The sequence below is a fragment of the Marinomonas lutimaris genome (assembly GCF_019426345.1).
Classification (GTDB): domain Bacteria; phylum Pseudomonadota; class Gammaproteobacteria; order Pseudomonadales; family Marinomonadaceae; genus Marinomonas; species Marinomonas lutimaris.
Window position 1 is genome coordinate 185,501 of the sequence record NZ_JAHLLW010000004.1, and the last position, 26,066, is coordinate 211,566.

23 protein-coding genes are annotated in these 26,066 nt (G+C 42.5%); 12 read left to right on the forward strand and 11 right to left on the reverse strand.

Annotation, left to right across the window (positions count from 1 at the left end; genetic code table 11):
- The first annotated feature begins 20 nt into the window (after positions 1-20).
- From KPL72_RS07245 to KPL72_RS07255, 3 genes are all read left to right on the forward strand, one after another.
- Complete coding sequence (locus tag KPL72_RS07245) at positions 21-1,244, forward strand: aspartate aminotransferase family protein (protein WP_212917966.1); 1,224 nt, start codon at positions 21-23, stop codon at positions 1,242-1,244.
- A 238-nt stretch (positions 1,245-1,482) separates the two neighbouring features.
- A complete protein-coding gene (locus KPL72_RS07250) occupies positions 1,483-2,631 on the forward strand; it encodes a YjgN family protein (protein ID WP_219702320.1) in 1,149 nt (382 codons plus the stop codon).
- Positions 2,631-3,767 carry a M48 family metallopeptidase gene (locus KPL72_RS07255; RefSeq protein ID WP_219702321.1) on the forward strand — a complete coding sequence of 379 codons (1,137 nt, stop codon included), beginning with the start codon at positions 2,631-2,633 and terminating at the stop codon, positions 3,765-3,767. The genes KPL72_RS07250 and KPL72_RS07255 overlap by 1 nt, the downstream gene beginning before the upstream one ends.
- Positions 3,768-3,834: 67 nt before the next feature.
- On the opposite strand, the gene KPL72_RS07260 is transcribed toward KPL72_RS07255, so the two are convergent.
- Positions 3,835-4,695 (reverse strand): PhzF family phenazine biosynthesis protein, encoded by an 861-nt coding sequence (locus tag KPL72_RS07260; RefSeq protein ID WP_219702322.1) that lies wholly within the window; start codon positions 4,693-4,695, stop codon positions 3,835-3,837.
- Positions 4,696-4,907: 212 nt separating this feature from the next.
- Between KPL72_RS07260 and sbmA the strand changes: the two genes are divergently transcribed.
- Complete coding sequence (gene sbmA / locus KPL72_RS07265; RefSeq protein WP_219702323.1) at positions 4,908-6,188, forward strand: peptide antibiotic transporter SbmA; 1,281 nt, start codon at positions 4,908-4,910, stop codon at positions 6,186-6,188.
- Between the two features lie 99 nt (positions 6,189-6,287).
- Here sbmA and KPL72_RS07270 read toward each other — a convergent pair whose 3' ends face one another.
- The 3 genes from KPL72_RS07270 to KPL72_RS07280 form a co-directional block, all read right to left on the reverse strand.
- A complete protein-coding gene (locus KPL72_RS07270; RefSeq protein ID WP_249422134.1) occupies positions 6,288-6,497 on the reverse strand; it encodes a hypothetical protein in 210 nt (69 codons plus the stop codon).
- Positions 6,498-6,613: 116 nt separating this feature from the next.
- Positions 6,614-9,544 (reverse strand): bifunctional [glutamate--ammonia ligase]-adenylyl-L-tyrosine phosphorylase/[glutamate--ammonia-ligase] adenylyltransferase, encoded by a 2,931-nt coding sequence (glnE, locus tag KPL72_RS07275; protein ID WP_219702324.1) that lies wholly within the window; start codon positions 9,542-9,544, stop codon positions 6,614-6,616.
- A 32-nt stretch (positions 9,545-9,576) separates the two neighbouring features.
- Positions 9,577-10,524, reverse strand: coding sequence for a CYTH domain-containing protein (locus KPL72_RS07280; protein WP_219702325.1), 948 nt, complete (start codon positions 10,522-10,524; stop codon positions 9,577-9,579).
- A gap of 131 nt (positions 10,525-10,655) precedes the next feature.
- Here KPL72_RS07280 and argE point away from each other — a divergent pair, with 131 nt between their 5' ends.
- Complete coding sequence (argE, locus tag KPL72_RS07285) at positions 10,656-11,831, forward strand: acetylornithine deacetylase (RefSeq protein ID WP_212917961.1); 1,176 nt, start codon at positions 10,656-10,658, stop codon at positions 11,829-11,831.
- The gene (gene argA, locus KPL72_RS07290) at positions 11,821-13,143 is read left to right on the forward strand and encodes an amino-acid N-acetyltransferase (protein ID WP_212917960.1); all 1,323 of its coding nucleotides are present in this window, start codon (positions 11,821-11,823) and stop codon (positions 13,141-13,143) included. Before argE ends, argA begins: the two co-directional genes overlap by 11 nt.
- 108 nt (positions 13,144-13,251) lie before the next feature.
- Here the strand turns inward: argA and KPL72_RS07295 are convergent, their stop codons facing one another.
- The 5 genes from KPL72_RS07295 to rpoE form a co-directional block, all read right to left on the reverse strand.
- A complete protein-coding gene (locus KPL72_RS07295) occupies positions 13,252-14,661 on the reverse strand; it encodes a DegQ family serine endoprotease (protein ID WP_212917959.1) in 1,410 nt (469 codons plus the stop codon).
- Positions 14,662-14,722: 61 nt separating this feature from the next.
- A complete protein-coding gene (locus KPL72_RS07300; protein ID WP_212917958.1) occupies positions 14,723-15,190 on the reverse strand; it encodes a SoxR reducing system RseC family protein in 468 nt (155 codons plus the stop codon).
- Positions 15,190-16,158, reverse strand: coding sequence for a MucB/RseB C-terminal domain-containing protein (locus KPL72_RS07305; RefSeq protein WP_219702326.1), 969 nt, complete (start codon positions 16,156-16,158; stop codon positions 15,190-15,192). The genes KPL72_RS07300 and KPL72_RS07305 overlap by 1 nt, the downstream gene beginning before the upstream one ends.
- 3 nt (positions 16,159-16,161) lie before the next feature.
- Complete coding sequence (locus KPL72_RS07310) at positions 16,162-16,818, reverse strand: sigma-E factor negative regulatory protein (RefSeq protein WP_212917956.1); 657 nt, start codon at positions 16,816-16,818, stop codon at positions 16,162-16,164.
- Between the two features lie 2 nt (positions 16,819-16,820).
- Positions 16,821-17,408: an RNA polymerase sigma factor RpoE gene (rpoE, locus tag KPL72_RS07315; protein ID WP_212917955.1), complete on the reverse strand. Its 588-nt coding sequence runs from the start codon at positions 17,406-17,408 to the stop codon at positions 16,821-16,823.
- Between the two features lie 232 nt (positions 17,409-17,640).
- On the opposite strand from rpoE, the gene nadB reads away from it, so the two are divergent.
- On the forward strand, positions 17,641-19,236 hold the full coding sequence (gene nadB, locus KPL72_RS07320) for an L-aspartate oxidase (RefSeq protein ID WP_212917954.1): 1,596 nt from the start codon (positions 17,641-17,643) through the stop codon (positions 19,234-19,236).
- A gap of 39 nt (positions 19,237-19,275) precedes the next feature.
- Here the strand turns inward: nadB and KPL72_RS07325 are convergent, their stop codons facing one another.
- Complete coding sequence (locus KPL72_RS07325) at positions 19,276-19,632, reverse strand: hypothetical protein (RefSeq protein WP_212917953.1); 357 nt, start codon at positions 19,630-19,632, stop codon at positions 19,276-19,278.
- Positions 19,633-19,705: 73 nt separating this feature from the next.
- Positions 19,706-19,981 carry an FAD assembly factor SdhE gene (locus KPL72_RS07330; RefSeq protein ID WP_212917952.1) on the reverse strand — a complete coding sequence of 92 codons (276 nt, stop codon included), beginning with the start codon at positions 19,979-19,981 and terminating at the stop codon, positions 19,706-19,708.
- Positions 19,982-20,303: 322 nt separating this feature from the next.
- Here KPL72_RS07330 and KPL72_RS07335 point away from each other — a divergent pair, with 322 nt between their 5' ends.
- From KPL72_RS07335 to KPL72_RS07355, 5 genes are all read left to right on the forward strand, one after another.
- Complete coding sequence (locus KPL72_RS07335; protein WP_212917951.1) at positions 20,304-21,623, forward strand: ABC transporter substrate-binding protein; 1,320 nt, start codon at positions 20,304-20,306, stop codon at positions 21,621-21,623.
- Positions 21,624-21,728: 105 nt separating this feature from the next.
- The gene (locus KPL72_RS07340) at positions 21,729-22,589 is read left to right on the forward strand and encodes a carbohydrate ABC transporter permease (protein ID WP_072839505.1); all 861 of its coding nucleotides are present in this window, start codon (positions 21,729-21,731) and stop codon (positions 22,587-22,589) included.
- A gap of 10 nt (positions 22,590-22,599) precedes the next feature.
- The gene (locus tag KPL72_RS07345) at positions 22,600-23,430 is read left to right on the forward strand and encodes a carbohydrate ABC transporter permease (RefSeq protein WP_212917950.1); all 831 of its coding nucleotides are present in this window, start codon (positions 22,600-22,602) and stop codon (positions 23,428-23,430) included.
- 18 nt (positions 23,431-23,448) lie between these two features.
- Entirely contained in the window at positions 23,449-24,543 is a 1,095-nt protein-coding gene (locus KPL72_RS07350) for an ABC transporter ATP-binding protein (RefSeq protein ID WP_219702327.1), read from the forward strand.
- A 1-nt stretch (position 24,544) separates the two neighbouring features.
- Positions 24,545-25,975 carry a mannitol dehydrogenase family protein gene (locus KPL72_RS07355; RefSeq protein WP_219702328.1) on the forward strand — a complete coding sequence of 477 codons (1,431 nt, stop codon included), beginning with the start codon at positions 24,545-24,547 and terminating at the stop codon, positions 25,973-25,975.
- Positions 25,976-26,066: the final 91 nt, after the last annotated feature.

A 26,066-nucleotide genomic window follows, 5' to 3' on the forward strand; every position in this document is an offset into this window, starting at 1 on the left:
TTTTTAAGAGGTATATAAAAGTGACACAACAAGTAACGAGAGCAACCTTTGATGAAGTAATGGTTCCTAACTACGCACCTTCTGCGATTATTCCAGTGCGTGGCGAAGGCTCTCGCGTATGGGACAAAGAAGGCAAAGAATACATCGATTTTGCAGGCGGCATTGCCGTTACTGCATTGGGTCATTCACACCCGACTCTAGTCAACGTCATGCGCGAGCAAGCTGGACAACTTTGGCATCTATCCAATGTTATGACCAATGAGCCAGCACTACGACTAGCTAAGAAGTTGACTGAAAAAACCTTTGCTGACCGAGTCTTCTTTGCAAACAGTGGCGCAGAAGCCAACGAAGCTGCTTTTAAACTAGCTCGTCGTTACGCGTTTGATAATTTTGGACCAGAAAAACACGAAATTATCGCCTTTTATAAATCTTTCCATGGTCGTACCTTGTTTACCGTTTCTGTAGGCGGACAAGCAAAATACAAAGAAGGTTTTGAGCCAACTCCAGGTGGCATAAAGCATTGCGACTACAACGACATAGAACAGCTTAAAGCTATCATTAGCGATAAAACTTGTGCCGTTGTCATGGAGCCAATTCAAGGCGAAGGCGGAATCATTCCTGCCGACATTGAATTTGCCAAGCAAGTTCGTGAATTGTGCGATCAATACAATGCGCTATTGGTTTATGACGAAGTTCAATCCGGTGTAGGCCGTACAGGTACGCTATACGCTTACGAGCAACTTGGCGTAAAACCTGATGTACTAACAACTGCAAAAGCATTAGGTAACGGCTTCCCTGTTGGTGCTATGCTAGCAACAGAAAAAGCGGCAAAAAGCCTAGCCTTTGGTACTCATGGTAGTACTTATGGTGGCAACCCAATGGCTTGCGCAATTGCCGAAGCAGTAATTGATATCGTCGATACTCCTGAAGTCTTGGGCGGTGTTGCAAAACGTCACGATTTATTTGTTGAAGGACTAAAAGCCTTAAATGAAAAATATCATATCTTTAAAGATATCCGTGGCATGGGTCTTTTAATCGGCGCTGAAGTGATTGACAGTCTTGCAGGCAAAGCGGGCGAAATTGTTAAAGCATCAGCTGCAGAAGGTTTATTTGTACTTGTTGCAGGTCCAAACGTTTTACGTTTAGCGCCATCTTTGATTATTCCTGAAAAAGACATCTCAGACGGCCTAGCTCGACTTGATAAAGCCATTGCGACAGTAATTGCTAACAATAAAGCTGCGTAAGCGAATTAGCACTAGGTAATATGTTTAAAAATCGGACTTCGGTCCGATTTTTTTATTATTACATCTCGAAAAAGCTCTTATCCACTTTCCCTGACATCATCTTTAAAAGGTAAATCTGATTAAAAGTATTCAATAATACATATTCCTCTGCACATCATCGTCATATAAAAGATTGAATAAAAATTAATATAACGATAATATCAGCGAAATTTTAAGATGTATAAGAGGGCAAAAGGAAATGACTCCACTTAAATTCAATGGATCTGGTTCAGAATATTTCAAAATCTGGATAGTGAATATCCTACTGACAATTATTACACTAGGTTTATATAGACCATGGGCTAAAGTTCGAACATTGCGCTACTTCTACGGCAATACAGAACTTGATAATGCAAACTTTGAATACCATGCAACGGGCAAACAACTATTTGTCAGTTTCATTATTGCCATTGCATTGCTTCTCTTATACGTCTTTATAAGCCGAATAAATGCAGCATTAGGAATCATCTTACCAATTGCTCTTCTTATCGCTTTACCTTGGATTATTTGGCGTTCAATGAAGTTTAATCTTCGTATGTCAAGTTACCGCAATGTACACTTTGGGTTCAATGGCCAGCTTTCTGGATCTTATGTCGTATTACTAGCTTATCCTATCGGAATGTTATTAGTCGTTATTGGTGCCGTATCTTTAGCCAGTTCAATTTCCTTTTGGCTAGCAGCTATCTTAACCGTTATGGCTTACCCTGCCTATCTTGCAATGACAACTAAAGTAGTAAATAGCTACATTGTAAATGGCATTCATTTTGGCCAAGGTAAAGTAAATAGTAAACTTGAATTCAAACCTTTTCTTATTATCTTTTTAAAGGCTACAGGAATATCCTTGTTACTTTTGCTAGCTGCTGCGATTATTTTTTCTGGTATGGCTTATATGAGCATAAACTCAAGCCAAATTAATTCACTAATGCAAAATATTAGTGATTTAGGACAAGGAGCAAGACCAAGCAGCTTAATTATTTATAGTTTGGTAGTATTTTATGTCACGCTTCTTCTCATTAGTATGTATGCACTTGCTTATACAAAAGCACACCAACGCACATATCTTTTAAATGAAACCATATTAGACAATTCGATCACATTTGAATCTACACTTACGACAAATAAATATTTTGGCGTTATGTTCACAAACCTATTACTACTTATCTGCACTCTAGGTTTGGCTTATCCATGGACTGCAATACGCCTGTATCGTTATTCAATCGAAAGTGTCAGTGTTCAAGCTGAGCAAGGTTTTGACCAATTCATCAGTACACAGAGTGACAACAAGGGCCCACTAGGAGAAGAGCTTGGTGATGCCTTTAATGCAGACATCGGCGGCCTCGTTTTTTAATGATCAATGGCAAGCTTTATTTGGCAGGAAGTGCAAAATCCCTTCCTGCCCAATTGCACATCTCTGAGGATGGTTTTCAGCTTTATGCTAACGACCATTTTTCTATGAATGGCAAACTTGATGAACTTGAAGTATCCCACCGTCTAGGCAATATTGCGCGTAAAATAACACTTAAAGATGGCAGCGTCTTTGAAACAAAAGCGAATGACGCAATAGACCAATCACTAAAAAAACAGACTAAATCCTCTCACTTCATGGTTTTTGTTCATCAATTAGAACAAAATCTGACTTTAGTCATTTTAAGTATTTTTATTATTGCTGGACTATTTTTTTCAGGCATCAGATGGGGATTGCCAGCGGTTAGTCATATTATTGCAGAAGCGCTACCTGATTCAGCCAATCAAATATTATCCAGCCATGCCTTGCAATTTTTAGACGCCAGCATTTTAAAACCAAGCCAGCTTCCCGCATTACAGCAAGATAAAATTCGCCAACATTTTGAAAAAAATATCGCGCCTCTTTATCAAGCAAATAATGCACCACGCTTTTCATTATACTTTCGTCGCTGGCCATTAAATGAAAAAGACAGTATCGCTAATGCACTAGCACTGCCTAATGGCAATATTATAATAACCGATCGCTTTGTCGAACTGACACAAAATCAAAGTGAAGTGGATATCGTTTTACTGCATGAAATGGGTCATATTGTTGATAAACATGCCTTAAAAAAAGTCATCGAAGGCAGTATCATGACAGTTACTTCGTCCTTGATATTAGGAGATGTGAGCTCTGTAGCTGATTTAGGTATTGGCGTTGGTTCATTTCTTGTCAGCAGCGTCTATTCTCGACATTATGAAGCTCAGGCAGACCAGTTTGCTTATAAACATGCCTTGACAGCGGGTATCCCCCCTTCAAGCTTGGGAGCCATATTAACAAGAATAGAACAAGATTCTATTGGTAATATTGATCAAATACACGATAAGCCTGCTACCAGGACAGAAGAAAATAAAGAAGATAATAATTTATCCGATTTTCTATCGAGCCATCCAAGCTCCAATCTACGTATCAACATGGGAAAACATTATCAAACATGTTTTGATAAAGGAATAACGAGCTGCCCTCCCCCTGAAAACTAACAATATCTATATAGAATATTCTCCAATATCAAATAACCAAACAAGCCATCTGCAACAATCATCTGTATTAGCAGGTTAACATTATTTTTTTGAAAAACGCTCCTTCCCCACCAACTTGAACCTGGGTTAACACGCCACTTTTTATTGTTAATTGAGTCACTAGACGCGATGGCATTTTCATTACTCGACCTTGCTCAAAAACAGCTTGCTGATAACCAAAGTGTCGATTCAAATAACAGGCTAGCGCTCCGCTTGAGCTGCCTGTTGCAGACTCTTCTGGAATCCCTACAGCTGGTGCAAAATTTCGACAGCTTGCCGTATAAGGCGCCTCTGGCGGGTTCATTTCAAATACGTGAAATCCGACACATTGATACTGCTGACAAAAATGCGTTATCGCATCATTATCAATTTCAAGGCAATCCAATACACCGTAGGGAACAGGAATTAACACATCAACCAACCCAGTAGATACGGCTTGAATAGGCAAACCTGATTGGGCGATAAGCTGAGGCTGAAGACCTAACATAGGGGCAATTTGTTCAGCATTAAATTCGGCCGACCAAATTGGTAAACTTTGACTCATCAAAACGTCGCCATTTAAGGCTACTTCAACTGGCAACACTCCAGCTTTGGTTTCCTGCTGATAACTCCCAGCAGAAATATGCTGCAAATAACGTAACAACCAAAATGCACTTAGGGTGGCATGACCGCAAAAATCAACCTCTACAGTTGGAGTAAAAAAAGATAACTGGAAATCCGCCTTATCACTTTGACTAACAAAAGCGGTTTCAGAGACACCCACTTGCTTCGCAATAGATTGCTTCTGCAAATCCGTTAGTGCATCTGCATATAACACCACTCCTGCTAGATTCCCTCCTTGCCCAGAGATAGAAAAAGCTCGGACTAAATACACATCAACCTGTGCCATATAATTACCCTATACCCTGATTCCGTAACCTAACGCTCTATTATAGTTAAAATGACACTTTATTAATGGATTATCGTCTTTTTTGCTGATTCCTTAGGAGCTGTTTGATTGTGATTATCACTTGACTGGTTTAAGCTCCGATAAAGTGCCATTAAACAATTTAGCGTAAATCAATGGCTTATGAACCATTCAACCTATAGAGCAACCAAACTGTGTTTCAATCTTTCTTTCCTAAACCCAAGCTATTCTTTCTTAGTTTTGCCCTCTGGGCACTTATCTGTGTTATTGGCTGGTATGCAAAAGTCCAAGACTTAGGGAGCATCTTAAGCCTTGGCTCGCTATTTGGCGTTCATTTTCCAGCAGCGTTAGCCGAAGGCGCTGATGCCGCGGCACAAGCCGCCTTTAAGAGCGCACAAGATACAGCATTCGATATTTGGTTATATCAATATATGGCCGTTTGTTATGCCATATTTATTGGCAGCTGGGTCATTTATGGTGGTCAGAAATGGGCTAAATGGTCGGTGGTTGGCTCAGGATTAATTGTGTTCATTACTTGGTTCCAAGTACAAGTTAGCGTCATGATTAACGAATGGTACGGTAGTTTTTACGACTTAATTCAAAAAGCACTAAGCGCGCCCAATAGCATCACCATAGATGAATATTTTGCTCAACTTTTCACTTTTGCGGGTATCGCATTTGTATTTATTGCAGTCGCTGTATTAAATAGCTTTTTTGTTAGTCACTATGTCTTTAGATGGCGTACCGCCATGAATAATTACTACGCCTCTAAATGGCAGCAAGTACGCCACATAGAAGGTGCATCTCAGCGGATTCAAGAAGATACCATGCGCTTCGCTAGCATTGTTGAAACTCTAGGTGTTCGCTTTTTAGACTCTATGATGACACTACTGGCATTCCTACCTGTATTATGGGGACTGTCTTCATATGTGAAAGAATTACCATTCGTAGGCGAAGTGCCGCAAGCTTTGGTATTCATTGCGATTCTTTGGTCTATTGTTGGTACAACGCTTTTGGCTGTAGCTGGTATCAGACTTCCTGGACTAGAATTCAAAAACCAACGTGTCGAAGCGGCTTACAGGAAAGAATTAGTCTACGGTGAAGATCACGCAGACAGAGCTGAGCCAATTAAGCTAGCCGAACTATTCACCAACGTACGCAAAAACTACTTCAACCTTTATGCAAACTATTTGTATTTCAATATCGTTCGATATGGCTACTTACAAGCTGGTGTTTTGGTACCTCTAATCGCTCTCGGTCCATCTATTGTGGCTGGCGCACTTACTTTAGGTATCTTTCAACGTATCAGTAACGCCTTTAATCAAGTGGAAGGTTCTTTTCAATTTCTGGTCAATTCATGGACAACCATCGTAGAGTTATTATCTATCTACAAACGCCTAAAAGCCTTTGAAGCTGCAATCGATAATCAACCTTTACCAGATGAAGACCAGCATTTTATCGAAACAAACAATTAGGGTTTTATTTAAATAAAACTAAAAGGCCCCGCCAGATGCAATCTAACGGGGCCTTTGATTATGTAGCGTTTTTCAAATCAATTGGATAACTTATTAGCATCAAACATTAACGTTGATGTTTTGCCCTAAGTTATCTGTCGTGGCATGTGATCCGCTGCTGGCTGCAGGCGTGACATTTTTTGCAGCTTCTGCCAGCAGATCAAGGTTTTGCTTGCCTTCTTGTATCTGAGCGGCCTTAGCTAAATTTGCGCTATAAACTTCGCTTGCATAGCTCATCGCAGGACTACTTACACCATTAATGCTTGGCATTCTTCCTCCTATCAATTGTGAATGGCGGATCGAAAAAACTGATCTATGGGTAAAGTATAGCGGGTGACTGGCTAATTTACGAACACCTTTTTGTAACAAGAAAGCAAAGACAAAGTTTAGATTTTGTCATCATTAACAAAACTTTCCCAATATTGGCTCACCAAATTCTGGTTATCAACCAGAGTATCCTTTTGAACCACTCGGCCTTGTTGCTGCAAGCTCAACCTGTGAGTTAGGGACCGATAAAGCGTATAGGTGTCGGTCATTTTTCCAGCCTGTTCAGCGCCAATCAAACCAACCAAAGCAGCGGCTTCTAGCTGACGAACATTATCTGAAAAACGCATCAGTTCTGGGTATTTACATGACCAAGCCAACACTAAATATTGCACCATAAATTCAATATCAATAATGCCACCAGCCCCTTGTTTCAGATCAAAACCTTTTTCTTTGCCACCAGTATCAAGATGAGCACGCATCTTCTCTCGCATCTTGATGACTTCAGCTTTTAGTAAATCTCGATCTCTAACTGTTGCAATAATCTCTTTACGACAATCTTCAAATTTAGCCAGCAATTTGGGCTCACCAGCCAAACCACGTGAACGCGTCAATGCTTGGTGCTCCCAAACCCAGGCTTCTTTTTGTTGATAATCTTTAAAAGCTTCTAAACTAGAAACCAACAAACCAGAGTTACCTGAAGGTCGTAAACGCATGTCGACTTCATACAAACGACCAGCAGCGGTAAAGCTGGTTATCATGTGAATTAAACGTTGGCCGAGACGCGTATAAAAAGTGAGATTGTCGATACTGCGATCGCCGTCTGTACTACCGTTTGCCTGTGCATCATGGATAAACACCAGATCTAGGTCTGAGTCGTAGCCAAGCTCCCAACCACCTGACTTACCATAACCAATAATCGCCAGTTGTGGAGTGAAAGCAACCTCGCCTTGGCTTACTGGGAAGCCGTGTTTCTTCGTCAAATATTGCCAAGATTGCTGCAACACCTGATCTAAAAGCACTTCTGCCAACCAAGTTAAGTGATCACTCACTTTCATCACAGGCAATATTTCGGTGATATCACAGGCAGCAATACGCAAGATAATAGAACGCCTAAACCGACGCATGGCGTCCATTTGAGCTTCTTCATCGTCTTCAGGTAAACGTAATAATATCTGCTGCAGCTCTTCTGCTAGCATGCTTTTATCTGGTGGTGAAAATAGTGTATTAGCGTCCAGCAGTTCGTCCAGCAATGCTGGCGTTGTCGAAATGGCTTCGGTAAACCACATACTTTCCCGACATAAACGAATAAGGTGTGTCAATGCGGTTTGGTTTTCACACAACAAGACAAGATAAGCAGTACGACGTAACACCGCTTCTAGAATAGGGAAAACGCGCTCTAACACCAAATCTGGATTGGCTTCGTCTGTTAACTTAGAAATCAGAGCTGCTAAAAATACAGCAAGTCGCTCATGACCAATCGGCTGCATAAACACCACAGTGCGCGAGCTAAGCAACTGCGAAATACGTGAAATACTCGCTTCTTGATCTTGCCAAGAGATCAGCTCAATTGCATCTTGTATGGCTTCTCGATCCTCTGGATGCTTAATCAGCAAGCGCCATGTTTCCTGACTTTTAACTTCCTCGCTGCTTTCATGGCCATCATCGATTAATGCAACAAAAGAACGATGTACATTTTTGCGCACCTCCCAAAGGCGTTTATCCAATGCTTCCCAAGAGGGAAAACCAACAATTAAAGCAATGCGAGTTCTCGCGCTTTCATTTTCAGGCAAGAGCTGTGTTTGCTCATCATTCACCGCTTGCAATGCATGCTCGGTTCGTCGTAAAAGCAGATACGCCTCACGCAATTGATCCATTTCTTCGACGGGTAAATAATCCTGCTGAGCAAGGTAAGGTAAGACTTTTAACAAGGCTGGCGTTTGCAAACCTTGGTCTCGGCCACCATGTAATATCTGCAAAGCTTGAGCGATAAACTCAACCTCACGAATACCACCTTCGCCCAATTTAATATTGTGCTCTATCCCTTTACGGCGCACTTCTTTGGCAATCATTTGCTTAAGATCGCGCAGCGCGCCTATCGCACCAAAATCAAGATATTTACGATAAACGAAGGGTTTTCGTAAGGCCTCAAATTCACGAACATCTAAAGCATCACCCGACATGACACGCGCCTTGATCATGGCGTAACGTTCCCAATCTCGACCTTGATCTTGGTAATAATTCTCCAAGGAGTCCATATTGAGCACCAAAGCACCAGACTGACCAAACGGCCGCAAACGCATGTCGACTCGGAAAACAAAGCCGTCAGCGTTGACCTGGTCTAGATGCTGAATCAGTTTTTGACCAAGCTTGGTAAAGTACTCTTGATGTGACAGACTTTTCTTTCCGCCTTGAGTATCACCATGTTCACGAAAGGCAAAAATTAAATCTATATCAGAAGACAGGTTTAGTTCGTTTCCGCCAAGTTTCCCCATACCAATGACAATCATCGACTGAGGTAAGCCCTTGCTATCCAACGCCTGACCATACAGGGCAAGATAGTGCTGTGTTGTCCATTGTAGACTGGCATTAACACAAGCATCCGCTAACGCGCTTAAACGTGACGTCAGCTCGGTCAATGAAAGCCGCTGCTGAATGTCCAAAGCTATTAACCGTGCCATCCACCACTGACGATACAAACGCAAACGTTTGATAAAACCGGCTTCATCTAATGGCTCTAGTGATTCTGTCTGGCAAGCACTCGCCTCGCATGAAAAAAATGCTTCGCCAGCCATCAAGGCTTCTTTGGACGGCTTTTCAGGTAGTTTTTTAAGCGCCAACAAATCATCTAGCCAATGGGGAAAACGAATAAATTGCTGATGTAAATAATCACTCAAAATCCACAAGGGCTCTAACGTGTCAATTTGCTCTTGGTCTAATGAATCAAGTCCATGTCTTTCTCGGGCGTCTTGAACATGCTCCAATAGCAAAGCACGAGACAAGGATTGTTCACAAAATATCGCGTAGTTCGGATTCAAATGCGGAGGTATCACTGGGCTTCCTTACAAAATCTTCTTTTTATTTTTTACACAGCTTGTTGGTTTAACCATTGCCCAACTGTCAGCATAGTTATACCAATTTGAGTCATGCCTACTAGTTTTTTCAGCAACAAGTCTTCTTCCTCGACAAGTTGTTGTTCCAGTTCGCCATCTAGGCGCTCTAATCCTTGCGCTAATTCGTTGGGCAAACAGGCTTTTAATTGAGCCATAGAATGACGCAAAGGCTGCATGAGTGCTTCGTCTTTCATAAAATACATGGCTTCCCAATAAACCAACCACACTTCATACCAATATGCGGCTAATTCTAGAGAATTAGACGTATTTACAGGCTTGCTAGGAAATTCAATCTGTCCGTATTTTAAACGCACACCTTTTTGCGCCTTGGAAACAATACTGACTTGAACGGGTACTCGCTCTGCAAGTTGCAGTGCAAATTCATACAAACCCGCCTCGTTGCCCTCTTTCAGCTCCAGTTCTAACTCACAAATCGAGTCCTTACCATAAGGAGAGGTTACCAAACCTTGATCGCAAACCACTTCCATTTTTGTTTCTTGGGTTTTGATATTCCAAACCTGTCGCTCAAAGTCCGTACGATAAACTTCGATCAATTTGCTACACCAAGACATATCCTGCAGTGAATCGGGCAAAGGAACATCTTTTAATAAAGACAAATCCAATTGATCGCTGGGTACAAACCACTCCCATTCACCACGTGCATGCATGCCAATGCGGTTGCTGCCTCGCGTTTTTACGGTTTGAATAAACTTATTGTTAACAGCACGAATACGCAGCGCCATACCACCTTGCATCAGATCCGCGTCTTGCGTATCAAAATACGCATTCATCAAGGCCAATGTAGGCTGACGAGATTGTTCATCTGTTTTAGAAGATGCACAAAATTCATCAAGAAATTCACTCGCGGACTTGAGATACTCAGAGTGAAGCATTAACTTTAGCTCTAGCTCGGTAGCCATAATATACAAACCTCTAAAACCTTTGCTGTTGAGCAAACAACAAAGAAAAAATAATGTGCGAGCAAGTGTACCAGATGCCTAGCTTACCGTAGTAATATTCGAAAATAACTCGGATTCAAGGAATATCCTTTATGCCCGCACTTCCATCTCTTATTAGTATGATGTCTCAACTTATTGCTTCGCCCTCTATCAGTTGTAGTCAAGCCCATTGGGATCAGTCAAATAAAGGCGTGATTCAATTACTTGAAAGCTGGCTTAGCTCCCAAGGCTTTCAGTGCGAAGTCATGCCATTGCCAGACCAACCTAATAAGTTCAACTTAATTGCAACACTCGGAAGTGGCGATGGAGGCTTGGTGCTATCAGGCCACACAGATACGGTCCCTTACGATAAAGGACGCTGGAAATCAGACCCTTTTAAGTTGGAAGAAAGAGAGCAAAAACTTTACGGCCTTGGCAGCTGCGATATGAAAGGCTTCTTTGCTATTGTGCTCGATACCGTTCGTCAAATGCAGCTATCTAATTTAAAACAGCCACTTATTATTTTGGCAACCGCTGACGAAGAAAGCTCAATGTCTGGAGCAAGAGCCTTGGTTGAGCGAGGTTCATTAAAGGCACGATACGCCTTAATCGGTGAACCCACCTCATTAACACCTATTTACGCACACAAAGGCATTATGATGGAGCGTATCCAAGTGACAGGGCAATCTGGACATTCTTCTAACCCTTCCTTGGGAAACAACGCGCTGGATGCCATGCATGATGTGATGTCCGAATTAATGATATTTCGTCAGCAACTTAAAACAAACTATCGCGATGCTAGCTTTGTCATTGACTATCCAACGATGAACTTCGGTTGCATTCATGGTGGCGACAACCCAAACCGTATTTGCGGACGCTGTGAACTAGAGTTTGACTTACGGGCGCTACCAGGTATGAGCAACCAAGCATTAATGGCGGAAATTGCTCAAATATTACCGCGTATCGAAGAAAAAACTGGCACAATAATACAACTAAATAGTTTATTTCCTGATGTTCCGTCTTTTTATACCTCAATCGAATCGGATATCATAAAAGCCTGTGAAGCCTTAACCAATCGTCAAGCAAGTACAGTGGCGTTTGCAACAGAAGGTTCCTTCCTGAATCAAATGGGAATGGAAACCTTAATTTTAGGCCCGGGCTCTATTGATCAAGCCCATCAGCCAAATGAATTTATGGCACTGGATCAGATCCAGCCTATGCAAAAGGTAATTCGCGGTCTAATCGAGCGTTTTTGCCTTCAATTAAACGAGCAAAAAAATGAGGAATAGCGTGCCTGAAGAATTCAATTATGTGGACTGGTTCCGCCATTCTTCCCCCTATATTAATGCCCATAGGGGAAAAACCTTTGTCATATTGATTCCAGGTGAGGCGGTAGAATGCGCTCACTTTTCAAGCATCATTCACGACCTTGCCTTGCTGGACTCACTGGGAATTCGCCTTGTCTTAGTACAAGGCGCTCGTCCACAGATAAGCCGAGCGCTATCTAATCGACATTTAGTCAGCCGTGTCGAAGATGACTATCGCGTCACGCCACAAGATCAGCTACTCGATATTATCCAAGCCTCTGCAGCGGTGCGCGTGCAACTCGAGGCTCAGCTTTCCATGGGGCTTTCAAACACCCCAATGGATGGCGCTAGACTAAAAGTGTGTAGTGGTAATTATGTTATCGCCAGACCGTTGGGCGTCGTGGATGGTATAGATTATGGACACACAGGTGAAGTTCGCCGAATCGATACCGAAGCCATTTTTCGCTTGCTTGAAGATGACAACATGGTGCTTTTGCCTCATCTTGGCTTTTCCCCAACAGGTGAAGTATTTAACCTAAAAAGCGAAGACGTTGCCATCCAAGCTGCGGTACAACTTAAAGCAGACAAGCTGGTTATTTTCTCTGAAGAAGAGGGCGTATTCAAAAGTGACGGCGAACTCTACTCAGAGCTATTAACCAAAGACGCCGAAGCGATTCTTAAGGAAAAAACGCTTTCTACCATCACCCACGCCGCATTGGACGCCTGCGTTCAAGCCGTGCGCCAAGGCGTACCAAGAGCACATTTAATTTCTTACAATGAAAATGGTGGCCTATTACAAGAACTCTTCACTCGTGAAGGCTCAGGCACCATGATTGATGAAGACAGCTATGAGCAATTGCGCCCTGCTCACATTGATGATGTTGGCGGCATGATGGCATTGTTAGCTCCGCTTGAAGAAAAAGGTGTCTTGGTAAGACGATCTCGCGAACTACTAGAAAACGAAATAGATCGCTTTATTGTTATAGAGCGCGATGGTGCAATTGTCGCCTGTGCAGCACTTTATCCGTTTGAGCAAGAGTATTCAGGTGAATTAGCTTGTTTGGCAGTATCGCCAGATTATCGTGGCTCTAACCGTGGTGAACGCTTACTAAAAGGCATAGAACAAGCCGCTAAGCGCCTTAACCTTTCAACCCTATTCTTGCTAACCACGCGAACTGCTCATTGGTTTATTGAGCGTGGCTTTAGTGAAACGACGTTGGCGAGTTTACCAACGCAAAAGCAAGCACTGTACAATTACCAACGAAATTCTAAAATCTTTTCAAAGGCACTTTAGATATTCGCTTGTGGTGTGAACCTGTCATTTTAAATACCCTATAAATTGAAATAAAAAGGCGACCGATTGGTCGCCTTTTTATTTTTTACTACTTTAACTGATTATCTGTTAGTCCATTATTTTAAATGGAATAAACATTGGGTAACCCTGTCTGATAACTCGCATTGGCACAGAACGCCCACTTGGAATGTCTTTGGCTACTTCACCAAATTGCTCAACACTAGTAATACGCTCGCCGTTTAACATGGTGATCACATCACCTTGCTGCAAACCATTACGTGCCGCTGTGCCACCAAGTACTTGCTCGATAACAACACCATTATCAATATCAAAGTTCTTCGCCATGTCTGCAGGCACTTCACCTACAATCATACCAAGACGGTTTTGATCTTGTTGAGATTGCGCCACCACTTTAGGGTCATTTGGTCGTGCCTCTAGCGTCACGGAAATAGTTTGCTCCTTACCATCTCGATAGACTCTGGCATCAACTTTTTCACCCGCTTTCATTTGCCCAACAATGTAAGGCAGCTCACCGGAATGCGCGATTGATTCACCATTGAATTTCAAGATGATATCACCAGATTTTAAACCAGCTTTTTCTGCTGGTGAGTCAGGCAATACTCGGCTTATCAGCGCCCCGTTTGATCTGTCTAAACCAAACGATTCTGCAAGCTCATTGTTTACATCCTGAATTAACACACCCAACCAAGCACGAGATACTTTACCGTCACTCTTCAGCTGATCCACAACAGACATGGCAACTTTAGAGGGAATCGCGAACGACACGCCCATAAAACCACCAGAACGAGTGTAAATTTGTGAGTTAATACCAACAACTTCACCGTCTAAATTAAACAAAGGACCACCAGAGTTACCTGGATTAATCGCTACATCCGTTTGAATAAATGGTACATAGTTATCAGATGGTAAGCTTCGCCCTGTTGCACTAACGATACCGGCGGTCACCGTGTAGTCAAAGCCGAATGGAGAACCAATCGCCAATACCCACTGACCAGCCTTAAGCTTATCTGAATCCCCCATTTTAACGATAGGTAAGTCATCAGCTTCGATTTTAAGTAGAGCCAAGTCGGTTCTAGGGTCTGTACCAACCAGTTTGGCGACATATTCACGTCGATCATTAAGACGCACATGAATTACATCCGCACCATCAATAACGTGATTATTGGTCAATACATAACCATCATGGGAAACGATAAAACCAGATCCCAATGAACTGCGCTGTCCCTGCTGTGGCGGTGCTTGTTGGCCAAAAGGCTGTTGACCAAAGAAGTGTTTGAAGAACTCATTAAGCTCTTCACTGTTAGGCCCTAATTGCTGACCTCCTTCGTTAGCCGTTTTTGTGGTTACAGTTTGTTCCGTACTGATATTCACAACAGCGGGAGAGGCTTTTTCCACTAACTCAGTAAAGTCAGGGAGTGAAGCCGCATGAGTCAACATCGACGCCATCATAAAACCACTGACGACAACCACGCTAACTTGTTTAAGCAATCTGTTCATTGATTGGTCTCCTTAAGACGTACCAAATTCATTACAGTGCCAGGTGAAGACATTTAGATACTTACGATGTCACGACCAAGGGAATATAACCATCGTTAAGCGATTCAATTCTTAAAATTTTGGGGTAATAATCAAGGTTATTCATTTCTTGTTTTGACTTATTTCTGGCTAATAACAAACCACCAGCAAAACCAATAATAGAGAAAATAACCGCGATGCCAGATTCACCGCCCCACAAGGACGGTATAACCGCTCCGCCAACCAAACCGAGCAATGGAATCAGATACATCCAAACAGAGGCCTGCAATAAAGTATCTTCTGGAATTCCAACGACAACACTCTGTCCGACCGCCACAGATAAAGGGTCAATTGCCCGCATACGCATCCGATTCGAAGAAGATACTTGAGCAATAGCGTGATGCCCACAACCATGACGAGCACGACAAGAAGTACAACTGCTAGTACGTATTGTTTCTACATCAGCAAAACCATCTTCTACAGATAATACTCTTCCCGTTTCTTCAATCATTACTCTTGCCTTGGCATAAATACGGTCATCAGTTTTTCAATGGTAGGTTCTGGAACTTCGCCAACCATAGTCAACAAATACAACCGATCTTTTACTTTAATACTACGTTCACCTGCGATGGTCGCGCCCATATTTAAAATGGACATTGCTTTGGGCTTCATCGTCGGCTCAACAAAAATAGATACTGTCGCCATTCCATCAGATAACAGCAACATACTGGTACCATGATTTAAAGATCTTGCTTCAGGCCAAACCAGAGAAAAACCTTCTGGTAACCAGTCAAATTGCCAAAGGTTTTTCACACGCCTTGGCTGAGTTTCTATAACGGGTTCAGTGTAACTACCCTCTTTTGGGACAAAGTCCTTATCTTTCAAGTCAGGGGCAAAATTAACAGAGGTAAATTGAATTCTTTCCAGCAATTTACCATCGGTTTTCATCATGTCATGCTTTAAAAGAAAGTGATTCTTTTCGTCTAACCAAAATTGGTGTCCATAACGATATTGATCCTTAGGAACAAGCTTTACAGCCACCACTTTACGGCCCGCAATTCGACTCGTATGGTCACCGACGATCATATCGTAGCCCTTAATAAGCCGATCACTTTCTACATCTTTAAAGCGTTTAAAAGGCGGCACTAAAGGAGCCCGCATATTCGCAACAAGTGCATTTGGATAGACAGAAATGATTTTGTCATTAATACGCAAGACTTCAATCTTGTCGCCGTCTAAATCCACCAAACTTTCATATTCCACTCCGCCCATCAAATCATGACGAACACGCATACTGTTCATATTCATTGCTTCAGAGTGCACAAACACGCCATCGTAACTCAGCGTAGAAAACGACTGCGTCATGCTTCTCAATAAATGCAATGCATCATCGGGCTTAGTATTACTTGCTAGGCTAACACCCGAAATAGTAAGGCATACTAGTGTGAAAAAAATATGTAATGGCGAAAATAATCTCATAACTTACTCTTTTACAGGGTAACTAACGACTCTAGCCATAGGGATCATCCCTTGACCTACCGTCATAGCGGCTTGTTCTGCATGTTGTCGAAGATAGTTCTGCAACCTCACATTATCTATCTGCAGAGTATCTTTATCCAACTCCTCTAATGGCGTTACCACCATATTGGCAGCGGGAGATCGTACTTCAGCCACTAAGTTAGAGGTTGTAGAGTCGGGTGTTAATAATTCGTTGCCACCCAGAATAATCATAAAAGCCACACTAGCAGCTACAGCAACACTAGAAAATGCAACACGCCAAGCCGATCGAACTGACTTTTTTTCGTTCGGCAACACAAATGGAAGTAGATTATTATCACTTCTCGGGTCTTGCATTTCAGGGAAGGATGCATCTACATTCATTCCTGCGCGAATGCGCAGCATCAAGCTATCTTCAAGACCAACCGCAACCGGTGAATCTTTATGTAGCGCCTGCTGTATTAAATGATAAGTTTCTAACTTACGACTTAACTCAGTACTATCGCTCTCTAATAGCTGCTCAATATCTTGCTCCGTCGCTTCACCATCAAACATAGCTGACAAGCTAGAAAGAACTTCTGGTGGGTTATCATTTTCTCGGGAGCAATCATTTTTTGGAAAACTGCCGTTTAAAGCTGTCATATTTACTCTCCTGCATCCATCAATGGACTTATGTGTTTTTCTACCGCCTCTCTAGCGCGAAAAATGCGTGATCGAACTGTTCCTACTGGGCAGTCCATGATCAATGAAATATCTTCATAACTCAGACCATCAAATTCACGTAATGTTAATGCACTACGCAATTCTTCAGGCAAATGTTGAATTGCATAATGAATCGCTTTTTCAAGGCGATCACTGTTTAACTTTGCTTCAGGCGTGTCTATATCCGCTAAGGACTCATACACGCTGAATACCTCTTCATTGTCCAACTCAACATCTGATTCTGGAGGGCGACGAGAACGGCTCACAAGATGATTTTTCGCTGTATTAACAGCAATACGATACAACCAAGTGTAAAAAGCACTTTCCCCACGAAAACTACCTATCGCACGATACGCTTTAATAAAGCTATCTTGAGCTACATCCAGTACTTCACTTCTATCTTGTACATAACGTCCAATTAAACCGATGACCTTATATTGATATTTGATAACTAACAGATCAAATGCCCGCTTGTCACCCTGCTGTACTTTCTCAACTAACGCCTGATCAGAAGACGTTTCGTGCTGCATAGGCACCTCATATAAAAAACTACTCGTCTGCGCCCTTGCTTGTTACAAGAGAAGACAACGTTCAACCCAGCGAGTTCCCATTTCATATTATCAATATCATTATTTAAAGAAATACTAACCCACTCTAAATAATGAAGTATGATGAATATTCAAAATGTGATCTCAGAAAGTGTTCACTATTTGTTGGCAACAATAGTAACATTAATTTTTTAGCCATAATCAGATCAATAACATGAGCCGACATTATAAACACGACATCGTCATTATTGGTGCGGGAGCCGCGGGGCTAACGCTTGCTCTTGAGCTGGCCGATAGCTACCGCGTGGCCATTTTGACCAAAGCAGATATACGCGAAGGATCCACTTTATATGCTCAAGGTGGTGTCGCTGCTGTATTGTCGGATAAAGACACGATAGATTCACACATAAATGACACCATAGATGCGGGTGTTGAGCTTGGCGATCCGGAAGCCATTCGCTTTACCGTTGAACACTCTAAAGAAAGTATTGATTGGCTAATCGATCAAGGCGTTCCTTTCACCCGTTATGGGGAAAGCGAGGAATACCATCTAACAAAAGAAGGCGGTCATAGCCACAGACGCATTATTCATAGCGCCGATGCGACAGGGTTAGCGATTTCAAAAACGCTTATTAAAAATGCGAGCAATCACCCCAACATCGAATTTTTCCCTGATCGGGTGGCCATTGATGTGGTCACCACTAAAAAACTCGGTATCACAGGCCCAAATAGAGCGGTTGGTGTTTATGCTTTGAATCTAGACGATGATGTCATTGAAGTATTTCATGGCCGTTTCATCTCATTGGCATGCGGCGGTAGCAGCAAGGTTTACCTTTACACAAGTAACCCAGATACGGCTTCTGGCGATGGCATTGCCATGGCGTGGCGTGCAGGTTGTCGAGTCGCCAATATGGAATTCAATCAATTCCACCCTACTTGCCTTTACGATGCAAAAGCCAAAACTTTTTTGATCTCTGAAGCGGTTCGTGGCGAAGGCGGCAAACTCTTATTGCCGGATGGCACTCGCTTTATGGCGAAGTTTGATAAACGAGAGGAATTGGCACCGCGAGATATTGTTGCACGTGCAATTGACCACGAGATGAAACGTCTTGGGATTCACCATGTTTTATTGGATATTTCTCATAAAGATCCAGAGTTCATCAAAGAGCACTTCCCAACCATTTATAAACGCTGTTTAGAATATGGCCATGACATGACGAAAGGGCCAATCCCTGTCGTACCTGCTGCGCACTATACTTGTGGTGGCGTGGTTGTTAACCGTCACAGCGCAACCGATATAGACAACCTTTATGCTATTGGTGAAACCGCTTATACCGGTCTTCATGGAGCTAATCGTCTAGCAAGTAACTCTTTATTAGAATGTATTGTTTTTGCTCGCTCTGCCGCTCATCACATTTCTGAGAACCATTTACAAACCAATGATGTAACGATTCCAGATTGGGATGAAAGTAAGGTGACAAACTCTGATGAAGACGTAGTAATTACCCACAACTGGCAAGAATTACGACGTTTCATGTGGGATTATGTAGGGATAGTTAGAACGGATAAGCGCCTATTAAGAGCAAAGCACCGAGTTGATTTATTACTGTCAGAAATCCAAGAGTTTTACGCTAACTATAAGATTTCTAATGATTTACTCGAACTGCGAAATTTAGCAGTAGTAGCAGATTTAATCATACGCTCAGCCATGTCTCGAAAAGAAAGCCGAGGCTTGCACTTCACGTTAGATTATCCAAATAAGCTAACCACCAGTACACCGACGATACTGACACCAAAAAACACAGACTAAGCTGCGCTTTAATTTTTTAGAACACATAAATTTTTAGAGCTAAGCTTTTGAACTTAAACGTTTTTTAGCATCTTCACTGCGGCGCAGAAAAATTTGCTGTGCCGCATAAGAGCGCAGTATTTTGTACTGATCTCCCGACACACTATCTCGATATATCACTCGATATTTGGGAAAAATCAGCCCCCAGAATGTCTGCCCTTGATCCACTTTAGCAATCAGCTGAACGCCGTTGACACGGATAAAAAGCAGCCTTTCATAACACCCTCGATCTAATAGGAACGCGCCTTGTTCATCGATTCCTATCTGCTGGGAAGATTGAAAAAATATTCGAATGAGTAGTGCCAACCATCCTAAGCCAACACTCAGATAAAGCAATGCCCGCCAAAAGGCAGGCATCCAATAAACCTGTAACAGAGCAGCATAAGCCACGACTAACAATAGCCAAAGCCCTATACTGATCCATGAGCATTTAAGCTCGGTAGTTTTCAGGCTGAACACGAGACAAAATTATATTAACAATACGTGCGTGATCAGGATCTTCAGGCACAGAACTTTGCATAAACCAAGGGAAGAGATCCTGATCTTCGCAGGCAAGCAAATTAACAAAGCGCTGTTTATCTTCCTCTTCCAACGTCAAATACACATCCGCTAAAAAAGGCTCAAGCAGAACATCAAGTTCCAACATGCCACGACGACACTGCATTTTAAGACGTTTAAAACTAATCGAATCTGTGGTTTCACTCATGACATTACCCTTGAAATAGAATGTCGCCATTATAGCCATTTATACAAAAAAAACGAAAATGCCTTAGCATCATTCACTGATATTTATCACATAAAACCTTATTAGACATAGAGATAGAGTCAATTAAAGGACATCAAAAGAGTATTAAATTGACTCAATTTCTATCAATAACCCCAAAATGAAACAAAATAGTACAATTATTGGCTATTTATGTATTAACAGGTCAATTCTGACATAGCCTATATTAATGATCACTTGATGAGCAATTATCAAGAATTAGGTACGACTATAAAAACAAAGAACTCCAAACTGGGGGAAACCTATGAAACGCCTTACCAAAAATACCCTAACTTATGCGGTATCTATCACGGCGGCTATGACAGCTGCTAGCGCCTTCTCAGCAACTCAAATCACAGTGGCTACTGTAAACAATGGCCACATGATCGAAATGCAGAAACTCACACCTGAATTTGAAAAAGCCAACCCAGACATCAAAGTTAAATGGGTAACTTTAGAAGAAGGTGTTTTACGTCAAAACGTTACACAAGACATCGCCAACAAAAGTGGTCTTTATGACGTCATGACTATTGGTATGTATGAAGCGCCTATCTGGGGTGAACGTGGCTGGCTACAAGCTGTCGACACCAGTGGAAGCTATGATGCAAAAGACATCCTGCCATCTATTCGTGGTGGCCTTTCTTATAAGGGCACAATGTATGCAGCGCCATTCTATGGCGAAAGCTCTATGGTCATGTACCGTAAGGACCTTGTGAAAGCCGCTGGCATGGAAATAAATGATCGTGACAGCTGGGAACATATTCGTGATGTAGCAGCAGCTGTAAATAATCCAGAAAAAGGCATTTATGGTATCTGCTTACGTGGCAAAGCTGGCTGGGGTGACAACATGGCATTCATGACCGCCATGGCGAACTCTTTCGGCGCTCGTTGGTTTGATGAAAACTGGAAACCTCAACTAGAAACAGCGGAATGGAAAAACGCCGTTAACTTCTATGTTGACCTGCTAAATAAATACGGACCTCCAGGCGCAAGCAGCAACAGTTTCAACGAAAACCTAGCGTTATTCAATGAAGGGAAATGCGGCATGTGGATTGACGCAACTATCGCGGCATCTTTCGTAACCGATCCTAAACAAAGTAAAGTCGCTGACAAAGTGGGCTTCGCTCAATCTCCTTATGCTGTAACAGAAAAAGGCGCGAACTGGCTTTGGTCATGGGCTCTTGGTATCCCGGCTGCGACTAAAAACGCCGACGCTGCGCAAAAATTCGTTCGTTGGGCGACGTCTAAAGAATACATCCAATTGGTTGGCGAAAAAAATGGCTGGGCTGCGGTACCAACAGGTACAAGAGCCAGCACTTATGCTAACCCTAAGTTCCAAAAAGCGGCAGTATTTGCTGATGCGGAATTAAAAGCCATCAATTCAGCTGATCCAACTGACAGTACGCTAAAACCGTCTCCTTATGTAGGTGTTCAGTTTGCTGCTATCCCTGAGTTCCAAGCAATTGGTACGACTACAGGGCAAATGATCTCAGGCGCATTGTCTGGCTCTATGACAGTCGATCAAGCTTTGAAATCTGCAAACACTTCTGCAGATCGTCAAATGCGTCAAGCGGGTTATTACTAACCATTCATTAAGCTCGACAAAGAAATAGGGCTAAGCCCTATTTCTTACTTTTGATTCGTTCTACTTAAGAACAGATTTCCCTGCTTATAATAAGAGAAACTCAACATGAAGCGCTCAATCACTCGCTTATTAATGGCACCATCAGTCATCATGCTTTTGGTTTGGATGATCATCCCGTTATCCATGACCATTTATTTTTCCACCATCCGCTACAACTTATTGTACCCAGGTCAGAATAACTTCGTCGGTTTGATGAATTTTGAATTCTTTATTACTGACCCTGGCTTTATTCCAGCGGTATCGAACACCTTAATTTTGCTACTGTCCGTCTTAATCATCACTGTGGTCTTAGGTGTGATGCTATCGGCTTTAATAGATAAACCTTTCTTTGGACAAGGCATTGTTCGTGTTTTGTTAATTTCCCCTTTCTTCATTATGCCAACAGTCAACGCATTGATTTGGAAAAATATGATGATGAACCCTGTTTACGGCATTTTTGCGTGGATATCAGAATCGCTAGGTTTTGAACCCATAGATTGGCTATCAAGTTACCCGTTAGTGTCAATCATTATCATGGTCAGTTGGCAATGGTTACCTTTCGCTATTTTGGTGTTTGTTACTGCTCTTCAATCACAAGATACGGAACAAAAAGAAGCTGCACAAATGGACGGAGCAACGGGCTTACACATTTTCCGTTACCTAACCATTCCTCATCTTGCACGTCCAATAGCCGTGGTTGTGATGATAGAAACCATCTTCCTGCTAGCGGTGTTTGCTGAAATCTTCGTTTCCACTGGTGGTGGCCCAGGTTACGACAGTACTAACTTGGCGTATCTAATTTATAACCAAGCGCTTCTGCAATATGACGTTGGTGTGGCTTCTGCTGGTGGTTTGTTTGCCGTATTGCTTGCCAATATCGTGGCCTTTTTCTTAATTCGTGCCGTTGGCAAAAACTTAACGGTGTGAGGTAAATACGATGACTCTTAATCAACAACGTAAACTCAAAACCATTCTTACCGGATTGTTCGCATGGTCGGTAGCATTGGTGTTATTTTTTCCAATTTTTTGGATGTTTATCACCTCGTTCAAAACCGAACTTCAGGCGATATCTGTGCCGCCATCGCTGTTTTTTGAACCGACACTAGATAACTTCAGAATCGTTCAAGAACGTAGTGACTACATCCATCACGCATGGAACTCTGTCGTCACGTCATTTGGCTCAACCATTATAGCTCTGGTGATTGCCATTCCTGCCGCCTACTCCATGGCGTTTTTCCCTGGAAAGCGTACGAAAGACATTTTGCTCTGGATGCTCTCTACAAAAATGCTGCCAGCGGTAGGTGTATTAGTTCCTATTTATATCCTGTGCAGAGACTATGGATTATTGGATTCAAAAACGGCTCTGGTGATCATTTTCACTCTGATGAATTTGCCTATTATTGTGTGGATGTTGTTTTCCTACTTCAAAGATTTACCAAAAGAAATCCTCGAGGCCGCGCGAATGGATGGTGCCACGCCTTGGGATGAAGTGGTGAAAGTTGTGCTACCTCTTTCTGTTGGTGCCATTTCGTCAACTGCTCTTTTATCTATCGTGCTTTGTTGGAATGAGGCTTTTTGGTCTCTCAACTTGACTGCATCCGATGCTGCTCCATTAACCGCGATGATTGCCTCTTACTCGAGCCCTGAGGGTCTGTTTTGGGCGAAATTATCAGCCGCATCCACACTTGCTTGCGCACCAATCGTTATTTTCGGTTGGTTCTGTCAAAAACAATTGGTCCAAGGCTTAACTTTCGGCGCCGTAAAATAATTATTAGGAAGTTTCTTTATGACTTACTTAGCGATCACAGATCTACAAAAACATTACGACAGCTACCACGCATTGCGCGGCATTAATCTAAGTATTACTGAAGGTGAATTCGTCGTATTCGTTGGGCCATCTGGCTGTGGTAAATCCACATTACTACGGACTATTGCAGGCTTAGAATCCAGCACTGGCGGAAGCATAGAACTAGACGGCAGAGACATTACCGAAGTGGCGTCGTCAAAACGCGACCTTGCTATGGTGTTCCAGTCTTATGCTTTGTATCCACACATGACGGTGGCCGATAACCTTTCCTTCGCTCTTCGTCTTGCGAAAGTATCTGATGCTGAAATCAAAGAAAAAGTACGTTCAGTTTCGGCGTCTTTACAACTTGACGCCTTATTAGAACGTAAACCAAAAGAACTGTCTGGTGGTCAACGCCAGCGTGTTGCCATTGGTCGCGCCATTGTGCGTCAACCAAAAGTCTTCTTGTTCGATGAGCCTCTATCAAACCTAGACGCCGCACTACGTGTACAAATGCGCTTGGAATTGGCTCGTCTTCACAAGAAACTCGGCACGACGATGATTTATGTAACCCATGACCAGGTTGAAGCCATGACCTTGGCCGACCGAGTAGTAATTTTAAATGCTGGACAAATTGAACAGGTTGGCACACCGCTCGAACTCTATCGCCAGCCAAATAGCCGCTTTGTGGCTGAGTTCATTGGCACACCAAAAATGAACTTAATCGCAGCAAACAAAATAGTTCGTCATGAAGATAATCTAGCGATTGAATTGCTTGGACAGCAAATTCTTTTTCCTGCTAAGCGCTTAAAAGGCCCACTACCAGATTCAGTCGTTGTCGGTATTCGCCCTGAACATATGACGTTAGTCGAAGAAGGCGGAGATTTGTCCGGTCGCATTGAGTTAGTTGAACATCTAGGTTCCGAAGCGTATGCACATCTTCAGCTGTCTAGCGATCAAACCATTATTATCAAGGCACCAGCTCGAACTGAGCTAAAAGACGGGCAAGAAGTTAGTCTCAAAATTGATATTTCAGAAATCATTTTGTTTAACGAAAATGATCGTGTCATCTCTGTTATTCCAGAGGAGGCTTAATATGGCTAATTATTTACAAGCTGCCTCAAATGTAGAGCAGCTTTCTGTTCAGAATTATTCAAAAGAAGCAATTCAAGCTGGCATAGTACATTTGGGGGTCGGTGCTTTCCATCGTGCCCACCAAGCGGTGTACATCGACCGACTATTAGCTAATGACACACAACAAAACTGGGGCATTATCGGCGTTAATATTCGCCCACAAGATAGTCAATCTTTTGCTCGCTTTATTAAGCAAGAAGGCGAATACGTTTTAAAAACTATGGCCGCTGATGGTGAGACAAAGTACGAACATATCCGCTCTATTGTTCAACAAATTGATGGTGCTCAAACTCCAGAAAAAGTTGACTCGACCCTTGCCGATGCTAAGACTCAGCTCGTCACATCAACGGTTACTGAAGGCGGTTACTACCTTGATGAAAATCGCCGCTTGATATTAGAACATCCAGCGATTAAAGCCGATATAGAAGGCGCTCGTAATACACTTTATGCTTTTCTGTATGCTGGACTTAAACTGCGTAGCGAAACATCTAAGGCGAAAATCACCCTATTATGCTGCGATAACCTTCGTCATAATGGTGAATTACTCGAAACTGGCCTAATGCAGTTTTTGGATGCTAAGCAAGATTCGGCGCTGTCGGAATGGGTAGAAGAAAATGTGTCTTTCCCTTGCTCTATGGTGGATCGAATTACACCTAAGCCAAGCCAGCAGCATGTAGACGATGTCCGTTCGCGCTTCGGTGTTGATGACAACATGACAGTGATGGGCGAAGATTTCATTCAGTGGGTCGTTGAGGACAAGTTTGCTGGTAAAAAACCCGCTCTTGATCTCGTTGGTGTGCAATTTGTTAAAGATGTCGTGCCTTTTGAAGAAGCTAAAATTCGTATTTTAAACGCTGGCCATACTTGTGTGACTTATCAAGCCGCATTAAAAGGCCTCACCTACTTTGATGAAGCCATGCGTGACGATGAATTAAAGCAGTATTTTACGGACTTTATTCTGCAAGACTCAATTCCTGCAATTGGGAGTTCTGTGGTCGATCTACCAGCTTATTTCGGTATTATTGCGCAGCGTTTTAGCAACGCAAATATTGGCGATACTGTGGAACGTATCTGCACCGATGGCTATGCTAAATTTCCGATCTTTGTTTTCCCCACATTGGAAGGCGCTTATCGCAAAGGTCGAACTCCGGTTAAAACTATCCAAGGCATCGCCAGCTGGTTCACCTTTATTCAGCTATCTGCTCAAGGCAAGCTCAACACGCCTTATCATGAGCCAAATAAAGCTTCTCTAGCCGCTTTCAGCAATGACAAGGCAGGTATTCAGGCTTTTGTAACAGATCGCTTCTTATGGGGTAATATTCCAACACAGTTCCCAGACTTTGTTACGCAACTCACTGAAGCAATTCAGACAAGCATGGCAAAGTATGCTTAGATAGTTATCATCTAAATGAAAGTATCTAATTCAAGAGTCTAAGGCGAATAACGACAATCTTTTGCCTTAGTTTCTTGAGTGTATTTTTTAT